15 protein-coding genes are annotated in these 20,262 nt (G+C 60.6%); 3 read left to right on the top strand and 12 right to left on the bottom strand.

Annotated elements, in window-relative coordinates; genetic code table 11:
• Positions 1–123: 123 nt before the first annotated feature.
• The 6 genes from mdtD to betI all read right to left on the bottom strand — a co-directional run bounded on the left by mdtD (position 124) and on the right by betI (position 8,820).
• Positions 124–1,551, bottom strand: a complete 1,428-nt coding sequence (mdtD, locus tag ACIOYV_RS19100) for a multidrug transporter subunit MdtD (protein WP_401326012.1) — start codon at positions 1,549–1,551, stop codon at positions 124–126.
• Between the two features lie 137 nt (positions 1,552–1,688).
• A complete protein-coding gene (locus ACIOYV_RS19105; protein WP_401326015.1) occupies positions 1,689–3,026 on the bottom strand; it encodes a TldD/PmbA family protein in 1,338 nt (445 codons plus the stop codon).
• Positions 3,026–4,468: a TldD/PmbA family protein gene (locus ACIOYV_RS19110; RefSeq protein ID WP_401326018.1), complete on the bottom strand. Its 1,443-nt coding sequence runs from the start codon at positions 4,466–4,468 to the stop codon at positions 3,026–3,028. The genes ACIOYV_RS19105 and ACIOYV_RS19110 overlap by 1 nt, the downstream gene beginning before the upstream one ends.
• A gap of 258 nt (positions 4,469–4,726) precedes the next feature.
• Positions 4,727–6,430, bottom strand: coding sequence for a choline dehydrogenase (betA, locus tag ACIOYV_RS19115; RefSeq protein WP_401326021.1), 1,704 nt, complete (start codon positions 6,428–6,430; stop codon positions 4,727–4,729).
• Between the two features lie 216 nt (positions 6,431–6,646).
• Complete coding sequence (gene betB / locus ACIOYV_RS19120) at positions 6,647–8,119, bottom strand: betaine-aldehyde dehydrogenase (RefSeq protein ID WP_054616884.1); 1,473 nt, start codon at positions 8,117–8,119, stop codon at positions 6,647–6,649.
• 107 nt (positions 8,120–8,226) lie between these two features.
• Positions 8,227–8,820, bottom strand: a complete 594-nt coding sequence (gene betI / locus ACIOYV_RS19125; protein WP_010466984.1) for a transcriptional regulator BetI — start codon at positions 8,818–8,820, stop codon at positions 8,227–8,229.
• A gap of 379 nt (positions 8,821–9,199) precedes the next feature.
• On the opposite strand from betI, the gene ACIOYV_RS19130 reads away from it, so the two are divergent.
• Positions 9,200–11,149 carry a BCCT family transporter gene (locus tag ACIOYV_RS19130; protein WP_401326303.1) on the top strand — a complete coding sequence of 650 codons (1,950 nt, stop codon included), beginning with the start codon at positions 9,200–9,202 and terminating at the stop codon, positions 11,147–11,149.
• 195 nt (positions 11,150–11,344) lie between these two features.
• On the opposite strand, the gene choV is transcribed toward ACIOYV_RS19130, so the two are convergent.
• The 3 genes from choV to ACIOYV_RS19145 all read right to left on the bottom strand — a co-directional run bounded on the left by choV (position 11,345) and on the right by ACIOYV_RS19145 (position 14,379).
• Positions 11,345–12,523: a choline ABC transporter ATP-binding protein gene (gene choV, locus ACIOYV_RS19135; RefSeq protein WP_054044233.1), complete on the bottom strand. Its 1,179-nt coding sequence runs from the start codon at positions 12,521–12,523 to the stop codon at positions 11,345–11,347.
• Positions 12,520–13,365 carry a choline ABC transporter permease subunit gene (gene choW, locus ACIOYV_RS19140; RefSeq protein WP_054044232.1) on the bottom strand — a complete coding sequence of 282 codons (846 nt, stop codon included), beginning with the start codon at positions 13,363–13,365 and terminating at the stop codon, positions 12,520–12,522. The genes choV and choW overlap by 4 nt, the downstream gene beginning before the upstream one ends.
• Positions 13,366–13,431: 66 nt before the next feature.
• Entirely contained in the window at positions 13,432–14,379 is a 948-nt protein-coding gene (locus ACIOYV_RS19145; protein WP_163911093.1) for a choline ABC transporter substrate-binding protein, read from the bottom strand.
• Between the two features lie 435 nt (positions 14,380–14,814).
• Here ACIOYV_RS19145 and ACIOYV_RS19150 point away from each other — a divergent pair, with 435 nt between their 5' ends.
• Together ACIOYV_RS19150 and ACIOYV_RS19155 are read left to right on the top strand one after the other, a co-directional pair.
• A complete protein-coding gene (locus ACIOYV_RS19150) occupies positions 14,815–16,191 on the top strand; it encodes an L-serine ammonia-lyase (protein WP_054616881.1) in 1,377 nt (458 codons plus the stop codon).
• Positions 16,192–16,708: 517 nt separating this feature from the next.
• Entirely contained in the window at positions 16,709–17,812 is a 1,104-nt protein-coding gene (locus ACIOYV_RS19155) for a GlxA family transcriptional regulator (protein WP_017341204.1), read from the top strand.
• 115 nt (positions 17,813–17,927) lie between these two features.
• Here the strand turns inward: ACIOYV_RS19155 and ACIOYV_RS19160 are convergent, their stop codons facing one another.
• The 3 genes from ACIOYV_RS19160 to ACIOYV_RS19170 form a co-directional block, all read right to left on the bottom strand.
• Positions 17,928–18,191 (bottom strand): hypothetical protein, encoded by a 264-nt coding sequence (locus tag ACIOYV_RS19160; protein WP_054044229.1) that lies wholly within the window; start codon positions 18,189–18,191, stop codon positions 17,928–17,930.
• A gap of 385 nt (positions 18,192–18,576) precedes the next feature.
• Positions 18,577–19,740: a gamma-butyrobetaine dioxygenase gene (locus ACIOYV_RS19165; RefSeq protein WP_401326028.1), complete on the bottom strand. Its 1,164-nt coding sequence runs from the start codon at positions 19,738–19,740 to the stop codon at positions 18,577–18,579.
• A 13-nt stretch (positions 19,741–19,753) separates the two neighbouring features.
• The gene (locus ACIOYV_RS19170) at positions 19,754–20,230 is read right to left on the bottom strand and encodes a thioesterase family protein (RefSeq protein WP_401326031.1); all 477 of its coding nucleotides are present in this window, start codon (positions 20,228–20,230) and stop codon (positions 19,754–19,756) included.
• Between the last annotated feature and the right edge of the window lie 32 nt (positions 20,231–20,262).

Here is a 20,262-nt window from a genome sequence, read left to right on the forward strand (position 1 = left end):
GCGCAACTCCGCCTCGTATTTGTAGCAGCTGCCGAGGCACGAGGCTGCGTCGGGCTGCGAAGCGGCCCCCGAGGGCGGTCCTGCGGACGCGCAACGCAGCCTCGTGCCTCGACAGCTGCTACATCAGTGCTCTATGTCGTGTTCGCGACTGACCACCCGTCGACCATCATTGGGTGAAAGCTGCGAGAAGATCGTCGCGGCCAGCATCGCCATGATGCCGACGGTCACAAAGGTCAGTTGGAACGCGCCCAGCACCGTTTCCACACCATCGTTGCCGATTTCTGCCGTAAACCCGCCGAGCAGCGCACCGGCGCACGCTACACCGAGACTCAAGGACAATTGCGCCACCACCGACAGCAAACTGTTGCCGCTGCTGGCGCTGGCGTCGTCGAGGTCGATCAGGGTCACGGTGTTCATCGCGGTGAACTGCAAGGAGTTGATCGCGCCGGCAATCGCCAGCATCACCAACAGCAGCCAGTACGGCGTTTGCTCGCTGACCAGGCCCATGGCGGCCAGCATGATGCCCAGCGCCAGGGTGTTGCCGGTCAGCACGATACGATAACCCAGGCGTTCGATCAGCGGCCGCGCCACGGACTTGGCGAACATCGCGGCCGCAGCCAGCGGCAACATGCTCATCCCGGCCTGGGACGGCGAATAACCCAGCGCCACTTGCAGCAGCAACGGCACGAGGAACGGCAGGGCGCCGCTGCCCAGGCGGGCGAACAGGTTGCCGAGGATACCGACGGCGAACGTCCGGGTCTTGAACAGCGACGGCGCGAACAGCGGATTGTCGATGTGCCCGGCCCGCAGCCAATACGCCGCCAGGCACGCCATGCCGCCGAACAGCAGCAACATCACGCGAAGGTGTGGCAGGTGCAATTCGCCGAGGCCTTCCATGGCGATAGTGATCAGCACCATCGCCGCGCCGAACAGCACAAAGCCAAGCCCATCGAACCGCGTGCGTTCGCTGCCGCGCAGGTCGGGGATGAATTTCCACACGGCGTAGCAACCGATCACGCCGACCGGCAGGTTGATCAAAAAGATCCAGTGCCACGACAGGTATTGCACCATCCAGCCGCCAGTTGTTGGTCCGAGCAGCGGGCCGAGCAATCCGGGAATGGTGATGAAGCCCATGATCCGCACCAGCTCCGAACGCGGGTAGGCGCGCAGCACCACCAGCCTGCCGACCGGCAACATCAAGGCACCGCCCAGGCCTTGAATGATCCGGGCACCGATCAGCATGGTCAGGGTGCTCGACAGCGCGCAGAGCAATGAGCCGATGCTGAACAACAGGATCGCGCCGAAGAAGATCTTCTTGGTGCCGAAACGGTCGGCGATCCAGCCCGAGGCGGGGATCAGCAAGGCGACGGTGAGCATGTAGGCAATGATCACCCCCTGCATGCGCAGCGGGTTTTCCGCCAGGTCCAGGGCCATGGCCGGTAGGGCGGTGTTGAGGATGGTCCCGTCGAGGGATTGCATGAAGAAGGCAATGGCGACGACCCACGGCAACCAGCGGGCGGTGACAGGGTCGAGGGGTGGGCGGTTGGGCATGGGACCTCTAGTGAGTGTGAGTCAGTTAGTCCGTGGTGGATTCTTCGCGGGCAAGCCTCGCTCCTACAGGTCTGGCGTTGTCCGCAAACCTGCGGCAAACCCCGATCCCGTAGAAGCGAGGCTTGCCCGCGAAGCTTTTACAGGGTCAAGGTCAATCGGCTGACGAGCGCCCCCGGCAACAACGCCGACGCCGTCGCTCGCTGGCTATAGGTACTCGCCGACAGCAGCAACTCGCGCTCCTGGGTCAACGCTTCCAGTTGCGAACCGAGCAAACTGTAGGCGCTGTCATCAAAGCGCATGGTGCTGACCGGCGCCTGAATCTCGCCATTCTCGACCCAGAACGTCGCAAACCGCGTCATGCCAGTCAGGCGCGCCGCCGGTTGGTCCGAGTAGTTCAGGTACCAGAGGTTGCTGATGTACAGCCCCGTGCCCAGTTGCTTGAGAATCTCCGCTTCCGGTAACGTGCCGGCCGCCATGTTCAGTGCGCTCGGCATTTCACCACCGCCGGCACCGTTGGCCGTCAGGCCATACTCGGCGGCACTGCGTGAGCTGACCATTTGCGCGCCGGCCTTGCCTTCGACAATCAAGCCCAGATCGCTGCGCGGATACCCTTCGCCGGAAAACGCCGGGCTCAGGGAGCCGCTGACTTTTTCATCGACAGACACCAACGGGCTGAACGACTGATCCCCGGCGTAGAGCTTCTGCAATGGACTGTTCTTGCTGGCAATCGACTGCGCCGAAAAACCGCCCCAGCCCAGCATGTCCATGATTTCTTCCATGGCGGCCGGCGCGAGGTAAGCGCGGTACTGCCCCGGTGCCAAGGTGCGCAACGGTCGGCCGAGAAACGCCAGTTGTTCGCGCGCCAAGGCAAAGCGCTTGGCAAAACCTTCGCTGTTCCAGTCGTGCCCGGCGTAACTGGCTTTCACCGCTTGGCCGTTGTCATGGAACAGGCTGAAATCGAAGTTGAAGCTGTTGGCCTGATGCCAGCCGAACGCGCCCGAGGAACTGGCGAAGCCGCGACTGATCGGCCCGGCGGCGTAGAACCCCACCAGGTCCAGCCCTTCGGCAGCCTGGGTGATTTCGGCGACGACCTGCTCGGTGTCGGGCAGTGGGTGATCCTGCAGGTTCTTGCTCTGCCAGCCATTGTGATTGAGCAGCAGGTACGGGTCCGCTGGCAGCAGTGGCAAGGTTTCGCGCAGTTGTTGCAGACCTTCGGCCAGACGCTGGGTATCGGTTTCAGCATCGCCGGAGAGGGTGATGTTCAGGTCGGCGTGACGACCTTCGTCGATCAGTTTGAAACCGACGCTTGCCTGCTGCACCTGCCCGGCCTGACGGACCTTGGCGTGGTTGAAGCGCACGAAGGCCGAGGATTCAGCGGCGTAGCTGAGGGTGAATTGTTCTGGCTCGCGAATCGCTTCCCGCAGCCATTGGACCAAAGCTTTGAAAGCGTCGGCCTGATTTTTCGACGTAGTCATCAGGCGTCTCCCCCAAACACATCAACGTTACTGAACACGCAGGCCGGCGACGCATGGCCGACGCGGATCACCTGGTTCGGTTCGCCCTTGCCGCAGTTTGGCGTGCCCAGGACCTTGAAGGTGTTGGCATCGCCGACGGCGCTGAGGCTTTTCCAGAAGTGTGCGGAAATCGCCCGGTAGTTGGGGTTTTTCACCACGCCTTTGAGTTCGCCGTTTTCAATCAACTGGCCCCATTCGCAGCCGAACTGGAACTTGTTGCGCGCATCGTCGATGGACCAGGAACGGTTGGTGCTCATCAGGATGCCGTTCTCGATTCCACCGATCAGTTGTTCCAGCGGCTGATCGCCGGGCTCGATGTTCAGGTTGGCCATGCGATCGATCGGTGGACGGTTCCAGCCGCAGGCGCGGCTGTTGGCCACGCCGTCCATGCCGGCACGAAATTGCGACAGCGCACCGCCGAGTGGCCGCAGCAGCACACCTTCCTTGATCAGGAATTGCTTGCTCGCGGCGGTGCCGTCGTCGTCATGCCCGTAGCTGGCGAGCTGTTCGGGAATGTCCGGGTCGAAGGTCACGTTGAGCAGTTTGGAGCCGTATTGCAGGCTGCCGAAGTCTTCAGCCTTGACGAAACTGGTGCCGGCGTAATTGCGCTCATCACCGAGGATGCGGTCGAGTTCCAGCGGGTGACCGATGGATTCGTGGATCTGCAGCATCATCTGGTCCGGCATCAACAGCAGGTCGCGCGGGCCTTGCGGGGTGTTCGGTGCCAGCAGCAATTGCAGCGCCTGATCGGCGATTTTCGGGCCGGCGCCGACCAGGCCGCAGCGGCTGATCACATCGAAGCCGCCCTGTTGGCCGAAGTTCTCGCGGCCCAGGGTGCGGGTCTGGCTGTCGTTGCCGTCGTAGGCGGTGACTTCCAGGCTCGGGTAGACGAAACGCTGGGCCTGGCGCAGTTCCGCGCCGGCGCTGCTGAGGTAGATCTGTTCGACGTTGGTGATGCCGATGCTTACTTGCCAGTTCACTAGGCGCTCGTCCTTGGGCACGGCGGCGGATTCGGCGCCGAGCAGTTGGTAGCAGTCGCTCAGGGACGGGAAGGGCTGGTCGAAGTTCGGTGACAAGTAGTCGGCGCGGTCGCTGGAAACACCCTGCGCGCTCAGGTCGAGCAAGGCGTGAGGCTTGAGGCGGCGAGCTTGTTGCTCGGCTTTTTCCAGTGCGGCTTGCAGGCCTTGTTGCGACAGGTCATTGGTCGCGGCATAGGCTTCGACGCCGTTGACCCGAACGGTCAGCATCGCGCCCTCGTCACGGCTCAGGCTCGGCGGTTCGGCGACGTTCTTGCGTACAGACAGGTATTGGCCGGACTCGCGTACATATCGCAGCGAAAAGAATTCAGCGCCCGTGCGCAAGGCAGCAAAACGCTGCTTGAGCTGGGGGTGGAAATCGAACATTCGAAAACCTCCTTGGAATGGAGAAGCGGCGTATCGGTACGGCGAGGGGGGTGAAACGTTTGCGTGGCGCTAGATTAGGCCTGCGCGGGGGGTAGGATCAAGGGCGAAGCGGTGTAGGAAGGGATTACCGGGGTGTGTCAGAGGGTTGTGCAGTGTTTGTGAGGGCCTCTTCGCGGGCAAGCCGCGCTCCTACAGGGGGAATGCGATTCCTTGTAGGAGCGAGGCGTGCCCGCGAAGGCCGCGCCTCGGTATTACGCCTTACTGAGCAGTAGGGCTCACATCGCGCATCGGCTTGCCACGCACCGGTGCATCACCGGCCACGAAGTAGGCAGCCTTGCTGCGCGGCAATGGCTGACGACCACGGATCTTGTCGGCGATTTTCTCGGCGATCATGATCGTTGGCGCGTTCAGGTTGCCGGTGGTGATGATCGGCATGATCGAGGCATCGACCACTCGCAGGCTCTGCATGCCATGCACGCGACCTTCAGCGTCGACCACAGCCATCTCGTCGGTGCCCATTTTGCAGGAGCAGGACGGGTGGAACGCAGTTTCGGCGTGTTCGCGGATGAACTGATCGAGCTGCTCATCGGTTTGCACGTCGATGCCCGGGCTGATTTCGCGGCCACGGAAGGCGTCCAGTGCAGGCTGTTGCATGATTTCACGGGTCAGGCGGATGCCGTCACGGAATTCCTGCCAGTCTTGCTCGGTGGCCATGTAGTTGAACAGGATGCTCGGGTACTCGCGCGGATCCTTCGATTTGGCCTGGATACGACCACGGCTTGGCGAACGCATGGAACCCATGTGCGCCTGGAAGCCGTGTTCTTTCACGCCGTTGCTGCCGTTGTAGTTAATCGCGACCGGCAGGAAGTGGTACTGGATGTTCGGCCAATCGAATTCTTCGCGGGTGCGGATGAAACCGCCGGCTTCGAACTGGTTGCTGGCGCCGATGCCGGTGCCGTTGAACAGCCACTCGGCGCCGATGGCCGGTTGGTTGTACCAGAGCAGCGACGGGTACAGCGACACTGGTTGGGTGCAGGCGTATTGCAGGTACAACTCAAGGTGATCCTGCAGGTTTTCGCCGACGCCTGGCAGGTCGTGGACCATCGGGATATCGAGTTTCTTCAGCAGTTCGGCCGGGCCGACGCCGGAGCGTTGCAGGATCTGCGGCGAAGCGATGGCGCCGGAGCACAGCAGCACTTCTTTGCGTGCCTTGGCTTCAACGCGCTCTTCAGCGGCGCCGATCAGGTAACGCACGCCGACCGCACGCTTGCCTTCGAACAGGATCTTGTCGGTCAGGGCGTGGGTGACGATGGTCAGGGTCGAGCGCTTCTTGGCGATGTCCAGGTAACCGCGAGCGGTGCTGGCGCGACGGCCATTCGGCGTCACGGTACGGTCCATCGGGCCGAAACCTTCCTGCTGGTAACCGTTCAGGTCTTCGGTGCGCGGGTAACCGGCTTGTACGCCTGCTTCAACCATCGCGTGGAACAGCGGGTTGTTGCCGGCTTTTGGCGTGGTCACGCTGACCGGACCGTCGCCACCGTGGTAGTCGTTCGGGCCGATGTCGCGGGTTTCAGCCTTGCGGAAATACGGCAGGCAGTCGAGGTAGGTCCAGTTTTCCAGACCTGGCAGTTTCGACCAGTTGTCGTAGTCCATCGCGTTGCCGCGGATGTAGCACATGCCGTTGATCAGCGAAGAACCGCCGAGGCCTTTGCCGCGACCGCATTCCATCCGGCGACCGTCCATGTGTGGCTCTGGATCGGTTTCGTAGGCCCAGTTGTAGCGACGGCCTTGCAGCGGGAACGCCAGGGCGGCCGGCATTTGCGTGCGGAAGTCGAGACGGTAATCCGGGCCGCCGGCTTCGAGCAGCAGGACGGTGACGCCTTCGTCTTCAGTCAGACGGGTCGCCAGGGTGTTACCGGCCGAGCCGGCACCGATGATGATGTAATCGTATTCTTGGGACATTAAATGCACCCTCTTTGAAGTTGGTCAGGTCGCGGGTCGCCTGGACGCCGCGCAGCCTGTGGCGAGGGGGCTTGCCCCCGTTCGGCTGCGCAGCAGTCGTAAAGTCAGCGACCGCGTGCTATCTGAAGACTTGCGGCGTCTGGAATGGGGCCGCTTCGCAGCCCAGCGGGGGCAAGCCCCCTCGCCACAATGGCGTTCACTCCAGGCTTCGCGTGATCAGAAAACCGAGGCGTAATCGCCCAGTTCGACCTGTACCGATTTGATGCGTGTGAAGTTGTTCAGCGAAGTGATGCCGTTCTCACGGCCCACGCCCGACTGCTTGTAGCCGCCGACCGGCATTTTCGCGTCGGACTCGCCCCAGGCGTTGATCCAGCAGATACCGGCTTCCAGTTGATGAATCACGCGGTGAGCGCGGTTCAGGTCCTTGGTGACGATACCGGCGGCCAGGCCGAACTCGGTGTCGTTGGCGCGACGGATCACTTCTTCTTCGGTGTCGTAGGTCAGGATCGCCATGACCGGGCCGAAGATTTCTTCGCGAACGATGGTCATTTCGTCGGTGCAGTCGGTGAACACGGTCGGTGCCACGAATGCGCCTTTGGCCAGGTCGCCTTCGGTCAGGCGGGAGCCGCCGCACAGTACGCGAGCGCCTTCTTCCTTACCTTTGGCGATGTAGCCGAGCACGCTTTCCATGTGGGCGAAGCTGACCAGCGGGCCGAAGTTGGTGTTCTCGTCTTCCGGGTTGCCGATGCGGATGCGTGCAACGCGCTCGGCGATCTTGGCTTCGAAAGCGGCTTTCAGGTGCGTCGGTACGAACACGCGAGTGCCGTTGGTGCAGACCTGACCGGAGCTGTAGAAGTTGGCCATCATCGCGGTGTCGGCGGCGCGATCGAGGTCGGCGTCGTCGAAAATGATCAGCGGGGATTTGCCGCCCAGTTCCATGGTGACTTCTTTGAGCGAAGAGCTCGAAGCGCTGGCCATGACCTTCTTGCCGGTGTCGGTGCCGCCGGTGAAGGAGATTTTTTCGATGCGTGGGTGCTCGGTCAGCCAGGTGCCGACTTCACGGCCGCTGCCGGTCAGCACGTTGAACACGCCCGCCGGAACGCCGGCTTCGGTGTAGATCTCGGCCAATTTCAGGGTGGTCAGCGAGGTGACTTCGCTTGGCTTGAAGATCATCGCGTTACCGGCCGCAAGGGCTGGTGCGGATTTCCACAGGGCGATCTGGATCGGGTAGTTCCACGCGCCGATACCGGCCACGACGCCCAGCGGCTCGCGACGGGTGTAGACGAAGGAAGTGGTGCGCAGCGGGATTTGCTCGCCTTCGATGGCGGGCACCAGGCCTGCGTAGTATTCCAGTACGTCAGCACCGGTCACGATGTCGACGTATTTGGTTTCGGAGAACGACTTGCCGGTGTCCAGGGTTTCCAGGGCGGCCAGTTCATCGTTGCGCTCGCGCAGGATGTCCACGGCGCGACGCAGGATGCGCGAACGCTCCATGGCGGTCATGGCGGCCCAGATTTTCTGGCCCTTTTCAGCGCTGACCACAGCGCGTTCGACGTCTTCTTTCGTCGCACGCTGTACTTTTGCGAGGACTTCACCGTTAGCCGGGTTGATGGCTTCGAAGGTGGCGTCGCTGCTGGCGTCGGAGTAGCCGCCATCGATGTAGAGTTTTTGCAGTTCGAAACGGGCCATAGTGTCCTCGCAAGTGCATAAGTGGTTGGCGTTGGTCACTGGGCGTGCCGTGTCGCATTGGCGACGCTGATCAGTGACGGTTCAGGGGCTGAGCGGTTATGTGTGCTCTAGCTCACCTGCTTGGCCAATTGGAAATCCATGTATTCGTAAGCGATGCGGTGCGCCTGCTCAGTGTCGAAAGCATCTCCCGACAGGGCGCCGCGCAACCACAAACCGTCGATGAGGGCTGCCAGGCCTCGAGCTGCACTGCGCGCATCATCGAGCGGCAATACACGGCGGAACTGGCAGCACAGGTTGGAATACAGGCGGTGATCGTTGATCCGCTGCAACCTGTGCAAAGACGGGTGGTGCATGCTGGTGGCCCAGAAGGCCAGCCAGGTTTTCATTGCCGGGCCATTGACCTGGCTGGCGTCGAAGTTGCCTTCGATGATCACTTGGAGGTGCGCCCGCGGGCTGCTGTCCTCCAGCGCCTGACGGCGCGCAGTGACGTTCTCGCTGAGGACACTCATCAGATACTGCGCCGTGGCAGCTATCAGGCCGTTCTTGTCCTGAAAATAGTGACTGATGATGCCATTCGAGACACCGGCCAAACGGGCGATCAGCGCAATGCTGGCGTCCCCCATTCCGACCTGATCGACAGCCTGCAATGTGGCTTCGATCAATTGCTGGCGGCGGATGGGTTGCATACCGACCTTGGGCATCTTGCACATCTCCTTAGGCCTTCCGACGGACGAAAAACGTCTATCGGATTGAGGGCCAGTCTATTTTGTTTTGATTGAACGTTCAATCAACAAAGAATAAGATCTGCGACAATTCGTCGCTGCCTACAGGTTTTTCCTACGTGTAGTCGGCGGAAAAACGACATCTGAAACCGCTCGAAACCCCCGCGCACTGGCGCTCAAAGGCTTCGGGCTTTTTTCGGGCTGTCTTTATATCACCCGCCGGTCGGCTGCCAACTAACCGATTGGTCGGGTAACGCGTTGCCTTGTGTTCTTCTCCCGCACTGCCCGGAGCATCTGTGCCATGAGTTCTGCCTCTCTTATAAAGACCCCACCCGAGAAGGTGACGGTCAACGGTTGGGTGTTCTACACCTCTACCGCGTTGATCCTGTTGTTGACCGCCATTCTGATCATCGCCCCGCAAGAGGCGGGCAGATTGCTCGGCATCGCTCAGGCCTGGTTGTCCCGCAGCTTCGGCTGGTACTACATGGTGGTGATCGCCGCCTATCTGGTATTCGTCGTCGGCCTGGCGTTCTCGTCGTACGGCAAACTCAAACTGGGCAGCAAGGACGACACCCCGGACTTCAGCTACGGCGCCTGGGCGGGGATGCTGTTCTCGTCGGGTATCAGCATCTCGCTGCTGTATTTCGGCGCTTCCGAGCCACTGGACCACTACTTCAATCCGCCGGAAGGCGTGGCCGCCAGCAACATGGCCGCGCGTCAGGCTGTGCAATTGACGTTCCTGCATTGGGGCCTGCATGGCTGGGCGATCTACGCACTGGTAGGCCTGGCCGTGGCGTACTTTGCTTACCGCCATAACCAGCCGCTGGCGCTGCGTTCGGCGCTGTATCCGCTGGTGGGCGAGCGTTGGGTCAAAGGCGCGGCCGGGCATGCGGTGGACGGCTTCGGCATGTTCGTGACCCTGCTGGGGCTGGTGACGAACCTGGGGATTGGTTCGCTGCAAGTGTCGTCGGGCCTGGAAAACCTGTTTGGCATGGAGCACAGCAACACCAACCTGCTGATCGTGATCATCGTGATGAGCACCGTGGCGACCATCGCCGCTGTGTCGGGCGTGGAAAACGGTATCCGCCGTCTGTCCAACCTGAACATCGTGCTGTTCAGCGGTCTGCTGATTTTCGTGCTGCTGTTCGGCCCGACCCTGCACCTGCTCAACGGCTTCGTGCAGAACATCGGTGACTACCTGAACGGCGTGGTGCTGAAGACTTTCGACCTGTACGTGTACGAAGGCGACAGTGAGAACTCCGACCGCTGGTTGGGCCTGTGGACCCTGTTCTACTGGGCGTGGTGGATTTCCTGGGCCCCATTCGTGGGCATGTTCATCGCGCGTATTTCCCGTGGTCGTACCGTGCGTGAACTGGTGGCCGGCGTGCTGCTGATCCCGCTGGGTTTCACCCTGGCGTGGCTGTCGATCTTCGGTAACTCGGCCCTGGACCTGGTGATGAACCATGGGGCAGTGGAACTCGGGAAGACGGCGCTGGAACAGCCGTCCATGGCGATCTATCAACTGCTTGAGCATTACCCGGCGTCGAAGATTGTGATCGGCGTGTCGATCTTTGTCGGTTTCGTGCTGTTCCTGACCCCGGCGGATTCCGGCGCGGTGATGATGGCCAACCTTTCCTGCAAGGGCGGCAACGTTGACGAAGACGCGCCGCACTGGCTGCGGATCTTCTGGTCGGCGGTGATTACTCTGGTGACCATCGGCCTGCTGTTCGCCGGTAACTTCGAAGCCATGCAAACCATGGTGGTGCTGGCCGGTCTGCCGTTCTCGGTGGTGCTGGTGTTCTTCATGTTCGGCTTGCACAAGGCGATGCGCCAGGACGTGCAGATCGAACAGGAGCAAGCGGAGCTGGCAGCGCGCGGTCGTCGCGGTTTCAGCGAGCGTCTGACCCAACTGGACCTGCAACCGAACCAGTCGATCGTGCAGCGCTTCATGGACAAGCAAGTCAGCCCGGCGCTGGAAGATGCAGCGGTGCAATTGCGCGCTCAGGGCCTGGACGTGCAAACGTTGCTGGGCAAATCCAAGCGTTGCATGGGCGTACGGATCGAGATGGAAGAGGGCAACCCTTTTGTCTACGAAGTGAGCCTGGATGGTTATCTGGCAGCGGCGAGCGAGACGGTGTCGGCTGAGAGTGCCGATGAGCCGCGTGCGCGCTACTACCGCGCCGAGGTGTACCTGCACAACGGCAGCCAGGACTATGACTTGATGGGCTTCACTCAGGATCAGATCACCCGTGACGTGCTCGATCAGTTTGAAAGCCATCGGCAGCTCCTTGGCCGTGTCTATAGCTAAATGTTGAGGACGCGGTGCATCAGATGCACCGCGTTGCATTCTTCGCGGGCAAGCCTCGCTCCTACAGGTTTCGCGTTGTCCTTGTAGGAGCGAGGCTTGCCCGCGAAGGGGCCATCAGCCACAACACTGCATGACCCGATATCCGCGTAAACAAAAACGCCGCGATCCTCTCGCGGCGTTTTTGTGTGTGTTGCCTTAGCCCAGGTTCTTGCCGAGCAGCGCGTGATACAGCTCGCTGTCGCCGAGAATCCCGACCACTTTGTTGTTGTCGTGCAGCACCAGTTTGTTGCCGGTCTGGTAACGAATCTGCAGCGCATCGCGCATGCCGATGTTGGAGTCCACCAGCGTTGGCCGGCGACCCAAACCTTCAACCGCTTGCCCAGGCACCCAGTTCTGCAGGTCGAGGGCCGCGCCGTTCTGGCGTGCACCTTTGATGGTGTTGCCTTCGGCCAGGTCCAGCCACGAATCGCCGCCCGGGTCCAGGCACACCGAACCGTTGATGCGTTTGCAGTTGTCGAGGGTGCGCATCAGGCTGCGGCCGCACAGCACGTTCAGCGGGTTGGTGTGGGCCACGAAGGTCCGCACGTAATCGTCCGCCGGGTTCAGCACGATCTCTTCCGGCACGCTGTACTGCACGATGCGCCCGTCTTTCATGATCGCGATGCGGCTGCCGAGTTTCAGCGCTTCATCAAGGTCATGGCTCACGAAAACGATGGTCTTGTTCAGCTTGCTTTGCAGTTCCAGCAGTTCGTCTTGCAGGCCTTGGCGAATCAACGGGTCGAGGGCCGAGAACGGTTCATCCATCAGCAGGATGTCAGCGTCCATTGCCAGCGCACGGGCCAGGCCCACACGTTGCTGCATACCGCCGGAGAGTTCGTCAGGCTTCTTGTTGCGCCACTGGGTCAGGCCCACCAGCTCCAGCTTGTCGTCCACCAGTTTGCGCCGTTCTTTCTCGGGGCGACCCTGCATTTCCAGACCGAAACTGATGTTCTCGCGCACCGTCAGCCAAGGCATCAGGGCGAACTTCTGGAACACCATCGCAATGCGCTTGGTGCGCATCATTTTCAGCTCTGCCGGGGTGCAGGACGCGATATCGATCTGCTTGCCTTCGTGCTCGACGAACAACTTGCCACGGCTGACGGTGTTGAGGCCGTTGATACAGCGCAGCAGGCTGGATTTGCCGGAACCGGACAGACCCATCAATACGCAGATTTCACCTTTCTCGATGTCCAGGCTGGCTTTTTCAACGCCGACGATCTGCCCGGTTTTTTTCAGGATCTGGTCGCGGGTCATGCCCTGGTCGAGGAGTTTGAGCGCCTCACGTGGATCTTTGGAGAAGATCACGTCGACGTCTTCGAAGCGAATAATGCTCATGCGTCACCCCCTACTTTAGCGTCGGGTTGTTTGCAGATACGGTCGAGCATGATCGCCAGCAGTACGATTGCCAACCCGGCTTCGAAGCCCAGGGCGATATCGGCGGTGTTCAGTGCGTTGACCACGGGTTTGCCCAGGCCGTCGGCGCCCACCAGTGCGGCAATCACCACCATCGACAACGACAGCATGATGCACTGGGTGATACCGGCCGCGATGCTTGGCATGGCGTGGGGCAGTTCAATACGCGAGAGCAGTTGGCGGCGCGAGCAGCCGAAGGCTTTGCCGGCGTCCATCAATTCTGCGGGAACATCACGGATGCCCAGGTAAGTCAGGCGGATCGGCGCGGCAATCGCGAACACCACCGTCGAAATCAGGCCCGGGACCACACCCAGCCCGAAGAGGGTCAGGGTAGGAATGAGGTACACGAAGGTCGGCACGGTCTGCATCAGATCGAGCACCGGACGCATCAGTGTGTAGAACATCGGTTTGTGCGCGGCGACGATGCCCAACGGCACGCCGATAATCACGCAGACGAAGGTGGCAAACAGCACCTGGGCAAGGGTTTCCATGGTTTCCTGCCAGTACCCCAGATTGAGGATCAGCAGGAAGGAGGCGATGACGAAAACGGTCAGCCCCCACTTTCGTTGAATGAAGTGTGCCAGTAGCGCGATGAGGCCGATCAATGCCAGCGGGTTGAACCAGGTCAGCGCGAACGTCACGCCGTGGATCATCGTTTCCAGTGTCACGGCGATTGCGTCGAAGGTGTTGGCGCCGTGTTGCGTCAACCATTCAACGAAGCCCGCGATGTACTGGCCTAGGGGGATTTTCTGATCAATCAGCATGGTAGTGAACGTCCGCATGCAAGGAAATAAACAGCCCGGACGGCCGAAGCCGTCCGGCGTAAGCGATTACTGTGCGAGCTTGGCTTTCACGGCCTCCAGGCCTGGTTTACCGTCAATGGTGGTCACGCCAGCGAGCCAGGTATCGAGCACCTGTGGATTCTTTTTCAGCCAGGCCTTGGCTGCTGCGTCAGGCTTCATCTTGTCGTCCAGGATGTTGCCCATCAGCGCGCTTTCCATGTCTACGGTGAATTCCAGGTTTTTCAGCAGAGTGCCGACGTTGCTGCATTCCTGGACGTAGCCTTTGCGGGTGTTGGTGGCTACCGTGGCCGCACCGAAGTCCGGGCCAAAGAAGTCATCACCACCGGTCAGGTATTGAATCTTGAAGCGCTTGTTCATCGGGTGCGGTGCCCAGCCGAGGAAGACCACGGCGGTATCGCGTTTCTGCGCGCGGTCGACCTGGGACAGCATCCCCGCTTCGCTGGACTCGACGACTTTGAAGCCAGCGTCTTTGAGGCCGAAGGCGTTCTTCTCGATCATGCTCTGGATCAGGCGGTTGCCGTCGTTGCCTGGCTCGATGCCGTAGATCTTGCCGTCGAGTTCTTTCTTGAATTTGGCGATGTCGGCGAAGTCATGCAGCCCTTTGTCGTACAGCGCTTGCGGCACGGCGAGGGTGTACTTGGCGCCAGTGAGGTTGGTGCGCACGACGTCAACGGTGCCCGCATCGCGGTAGGCCTTGATGTCGTTTTCCATGGTCGGCATCCAGTTACCGAGGAACACGTCCATGTTCTTGCCGTCGGCCAGGGACTTGTAGGTCACGGGCACGGAAATCATGGTGGTCTTGGTTTTGTAGCCGAGAGCGTCGAGGACAACGCTGGTGGTCGCGGTAGTCGCGGTGATGTCGGTCCAGCCGACATCAGAGAAGTTTACGGTGCTGCACTGAGCGGGTTCTGCGGCTTGAGCCAGTAACGGCAGACTCAGCATGGCGGCCAACAACAACGACGGGGAACCTTTCATGGATGGACTCCTTGGTGTTTTTTTTGGCAGTGTTCCGACTGGACCACCGCACTTATAGGTTGCGGTTGGATGGCGTTTTGGAGACAGCTCTACCACGGCGCCTTGCAATCGAGTCGATACGATCATGTACCAGTGAAAATCTGACGCCTACAGGGTGCGTCGTAACCAGTACAGGGATGGTCGCATCCAGTGTCGGTGACGTCGTTTACAGATTTTTTCAGCCCCTTTTGTCCCTCTGATCCGCTAAAAAACGGCGAAAACGCAGCGTCAAAGACCCGCGGCGTTGGTGGACATGAGTGCGTCGGTGTGAGACGTCGAACGACACCACAAAAGCCTGATGATGCAGCCAATCTGGCGGATTGCAGCTTGAGCGTAGCAGCTCCGTCACTGGGCGCTTTTGCGTCTGGAGTAGGCACATCCAGGAGTTCGGCAGTAATGGCTATCAGCGTTTTCGACCTGTTCAAAATCGGCATTGGCCCTTCCAGTTCGCACACGGTCGGCCCTATGCGGGCCGCGGCGCTGTTCGTGCAAGGTTTGCGTGAGCAGGGTCTTTTGGAACAAGTAAGACGGGTCGAAGTTCAGCTCTACGGGTCGTTATCGGCCACCGGCATCGGACACGGCAGCGACAACGCCGTGATCATGGGGCTGATGGGCGAGTGGCCGGACGCGATTGATCCGTCGCAAATCGGCCTGCATATCGCCACCCTGCGTGAAACCGACACCTTGTTGCTCGACGGTCGTTTATCGGTGCCATTCATCTGGGCTCGCGACATGCGCCTGATCGACGAGAACCTGCCATTCCACCCGAACGCCATGACATTAATTGTAGAAGGCGATCACGGTGAGCTGCACCGCGACACCTACTATTCGATTGGCGGCGGTTTTGTGGTGGATGAGGCGCAAGCGTCCAGCGGCGTGGTGGATCTGGATCGCACCGTGTTGCCTTACGACTTCTCCAGTGCGGTGGAACTGCTTGAGCTGTGCCAGAAGCACAACCTGCGCGTGGCCGAGTTGATGATGGCCAACGAAAAGGTCTGGCGCAGCGAAGATGACATCCGCGCCGGCCTGATGAAGCTCTGGCGTGCCATGCAGGATTGCGTCGATCAGGGCCTCAAGCACGAAGGCATCCTGCCCGGCGGACTCAACGTGCGTCGGCGTGCGGCCAAGTTGCATCGCAGCCTGCAAGAGCTGGGCAAGCCCAACGTGATTGGCTCGACTTTGAGCGCGATGGAGTGGGTCAACTTGTTCGCCCTGGCGGTCAACGAAGAAAACGCCGCTGGCGGGCGCATGGTCACGGCACCGACCAACGGCGCGGCGGGGATCATCCCGGCGGTTCTGCATTACTTCATGAAATTCAGCGAAGCAGTGACCGACGCCAATGTGGTCGACTATTTCCTCAGCGCTGCGGCGGTGGGGATTCTGTGCAAGAAGAACGCGTCGATATCCGGTGCCGAAGTCGGCTGTCAGGGTGAAGTCGGTTCGGCCTGCGCCATGGCGGCGGCGGGGTTGGCTGAGATTCTCGGCGCGACGCCGGAGCAGCTGTGCAACGCGGCGGAAATTGGCCTGGAACATAACCTGGGCCTGACCTGCGACCCGGTGGGCGGCCTGGTGCAAGTGCCGTGCATCGAGCGCAACGCGATTGCCGCCGTGAAAGCGATCAACGCGGCGCAGATGGCGTTGCGTGGCGATGGTCAGCACTTTATCTCGCTGGATCGGGTGATCCGCACCATGCGCGATACCGGCGCCGATATGCATGACAAATATAAAGAGACATCGCGGGGTGGGTTGGCGGTTAGCGCGGTGGAGTGCTGAGACCGAGTCGCCTTCATTCGCGGGCAAGCCTCGCTCCTACAAGGACAATACAAAACCTGTAGGAGCGAGGCTTGCCCGCGAAGAGGCCAGACCAGTCAAAACTGCGCGCTAAGTGAACACCGCCACAAAAACACGCCACCTTTTAGCGCGTCGTAATCAGACAAGCGCACTTCCCGAGATCCGGGATCCAGTCTGGCCATTACCGCCTGTCACCTGTGCTTGTGGTGACACTCTTCTCCAGCAGCTCGCAGCCCCTGTTCCCACAAGTGCTACCGATTTGCTCACACCCTGCAACACAGAGCATTTGCTCGTCCTGATGGCACTTATAACCCCCACTCTGCGCACGGCTTATATAGACACGCCGCGACGTCGTTTTCAGGAGTTATTGAATGACCATTCAACTTTAGGCATGGCAATTGCTCTGTCATTACAAAGCCCGTCTCCCACGCGAGAACGATGGCAATAACAAGAGCCTCCGCCTGAGGCCATCACCCGCTTTGTGTGAGGAGATACCGCGATGACGACGTTCAACTCCGGGGCTCAACCCCAGAACCGTGCGCCTCAATCCATCGGCTTTCTGCTGCTGGACAATTTCACGCTAATTTCTCTGGCCTCCGCAGTGGAACCCCTGCGCATGGCCAACCAATTGTCCGGCCGCGAGCTGTATCGCTGGACCACCCTCACCGTTGACGGTGGCCAGGTCTGGGCCAGTGACGGTCTGCAAATCACCCCCGACGCCTCCATGCACAAAGCGCCGTCCATGGACACCATCATTGTCTGCGGCGGTATCGGCATTCAGCGCACCGTGACCCGTGAACACGTGTCATGGCTGCAAAGCCAGGCGCGTCAATCCAAGCGTCTGGGCGCGGTCTGCACTGGTAGCTGGGCCCTGGCCTGCGCCGGCCTGCTGGACGGTTTCGATTGCAGCGTGCACTGGGAATGCCTGGCCGCGATGCAGGAAGCGTTTCCGCGCGTGGCCATGAGCACCCGGTTGTTCACCCTCGACCGTAACCGCTTCACCAGCTCCGGTGGCACCGCGCCGCTGGACATGATGCTGCACCTGATCAGCCGCGATCATGGTCGTGAGCTGTCGGCTGCGATCTCGGAAATGTTCGTCTACGAACGCATCCGCAACGAGCAGGATCACCAGCGCGTGCCGCTCAAGCACATGCTTGGCACCAACCAGCCGAAGTTGCAGGAAATCGTCGCGCTGATGGAAGCCAATCTCGAAGAGCCGATCGACCTCGACGAACTGGCGGTGTACGTCGCTGTGTCGCGTCGTCAGCTGGAGCGGCTGTTCCAGAAATACCTGCACTGCTCGCCGTCGCGCTACTACCTCAAGTTGCGCCTGATCCGTGCCCGGCAGTTGCTCAAGCAAACGCCGATGTCGATCATCGAAGTGGCGTCGGTGTGCGGTTTCGTGTCCACGCCGCACTTCTCCAAGTGCTACCGCGAATACTTCGGCATTCCGCCGCGTGACGAGCGCGTAGGGTCGAACACCACGCAACAGGTAGCGATGATGCCGTTGCCGCAAGCGTTGGTGCTGTCGCCGTTGTCCGGGCCGTTGTCGGCGTTGAGTCAGGCGCGTAATGAGTCGACGTTTGCTAGCGTAAGGCTCTAGATCGAGGGGCCTTCATTCGCGGGCAAGCCTCGCTCCTACGGGTTTTGTGTCGATCGCGATTCTTCGATACGACGCCAACCCTGTAGGAGCGAGGCTTGCCCGCGAAGGCGTCCGCTTAGGCGCTACGACTCTGCTGATACTCCGCCAGCGCCGGCAACAATTGCCTGTCGATCGCCTGGCGCACCGCCGGCAGGATGGTCGCGCTGCTGGTGTACATCTGCTTGACCATCGTGCGCAGCACTATCGCCCGCTCATCGTTCAAACCCCGCACGGCACACTCGCAAGCCTGCTCGGCCGTGGCACCGGTCGGTATTGGAAAGCCCAATGATTTCAGCTGGCCCAACAGGTCTTCCTGGTCAATCAAATCGGCGTACATCATGACGCAATCCTTCTTCAGGGAACGGTGTCGTGGATCGATTCTCGTAGGGGTACGGGATGGCGGCAAGGACGATTTGTCGCAATGGCCGCGATACCTATGAACAGGTCGCTTTCGGCTAACTTGCCAAGCAGGGGAGTGGGCACACTGGATTCAGCTGGCTACACGATGGTTTGGTCACCCTCGCGCAACGGCTCCTCAACAGTACCTTGTGCCTCGATCCTGTCACGGCTTGATCGGGGCTTTTTTTTGTCTGGGGATCAGGGAGGAATGTGTTGGCTGGGCTGACGCCTTCGCGGGCAAGTCGGGTCGCCGCATCGCTCGCTCCTACAGGGGTTCGCATACCTCTGTAGGAGCGAGGCTTGCCCGCGAAGAACGATGACGCGGTTTACCGTTGCAACACCAAAATCCGCGACAACAACTCATCCCGATCTACATAACACCCCTGGAAATGCCGGGCGCCAGTGGCCGGATCAAACGCATTACGCGCATGCAAGGTGCGGCGGTTATCGAAGCACCACAACTCCCCCGGATTAAGCCGCGTCATCAACCGAAACCGCGCTTCGCGGGTCATGGCAATAAACCGTCGATACGCCCGATAGAGCTTGGGCATATCCTCGATCGACGCATCAAACGGACCCCGCAGAAAGTTCGCCATGCGGATCTCCGACACCTGCCCCAGCACATCCAGGGCGATGATCGGCGCCAGGCAGCGGTAGTCGCTGTGGCGGTCCTTGTTGCGGAATTCCACGGGGATTTCGCACAAGGCCTGGAACGACTCCGGACTTTCCACCCGCAGCGCCTCGGCAATGGCAAACCCGTCGACGAAAATACTCTCGCCACCCTCAGCGTCATTGACCAGGCAATGCAGGAATTGCAGCCCCGGTTGCAACTCTCGGGTCGGCAAATCGCTGTGCAACGGCAAGTTGAAGGCGGTGTAGGCGTTGCTGTCGGCGTCAGCCTTGGATTGCACGTTGAACAGCACGCCAAAATTGCTCTCGCGGATAAAGGAAATCCGCTGGGCGATCAGCTTCAACGAGCCGGGTTCGGTGGGCACGCCGCGAACCTGGGTCAGGCCGATATCCCGCACCGCGAGCAACCATTGCAGCAAGGCGTGGTTGTCGTTCATCAGGGCTTGATAGTCGAACACAGGCAACTTCAGATCACTGTTCCAAAGCAGGGATTTCGGTTTGGCCGCACGCCGTTCGGCGCGGGATTCGTCGTCGTAGGCATGCGCTCGCAACCAGCCCGGATCGAAGCGGCTGAGGTGGCCATCCTGCCAGTCAATATGCAGGCAGCCGTCGGCGTCGAGAAGCGCGGCGCTGGGTGTCAGGTCTTCAGCGACATCGACGATTTCCAGCACTTGTTCGCGGGTGACGCTGTAGACACACAACGGGCACGGGCAGTTGTCCCGCAGCCATTGGTGATGAAAGGGGCTGACGCGACCATCGGCCCACGTCACTTGAACTTGATCCGCCAGGGTTTGCACGGCGGTTAACGCGCTGATCAACGGATAGGTGCGGAAGTCGGCAAAAGCGGCGGCGGTGTTCATGGCGATCTCCTTATTATTTTTTTGGGGGCAGTGCGATCACTCGGCCAACGTAGTCGGGGGTAGGCAGGTCGGTTTGTTCGGCGACGATGGCTTGCAGCTTGCTCAAGGTGTCTTCGCTGAACGGCGCTGAGCGCGGCCCGGCGAGGTCGACGTGCAGCAGCATTTGCTCGTTGCCGGCCAACTCTTTGTCACCGCCCACCAGGTGCAGGCTGTGGTAGAGGTGCAGGCGTTTGCTGTCGTGGGCGATGATCTGCGTATGCACTTCGACGTCGGCGTCGAGCTTCACTTCGTGCAGGTAGTTGAGGTGCAGTTCGAGGGTGAACAGCGAGTTGCCGCTTGCTTCGCGGTTGTTGCTGTCCATGCCGAGGCGATCCATCAGGGCGTCAGTGGCGTAGCTGAAAATCAACAGGTAGAAGGCATCGCGCAGGTGGCCGTTGTAATCGACCCAGTCGGGGATGATTTTGGTTTGGTAGGTGGTGATGGTGGGCATGTCGTCACATCCGAAAATGGTTGAGACCCTGT

The sequence above is a fragment of the Pseudomonas sp. NPDC087342 genome (assembly GCF_044744265.1).
Taxonomy (GTDB): domain Bacteria; phylum Pseudomonadota; class Gammaproteobacteria; order Pseudomonadales; family Pseudomonadaceae; genus Aquipseudomonas; species Aquipseudomonas nunensis.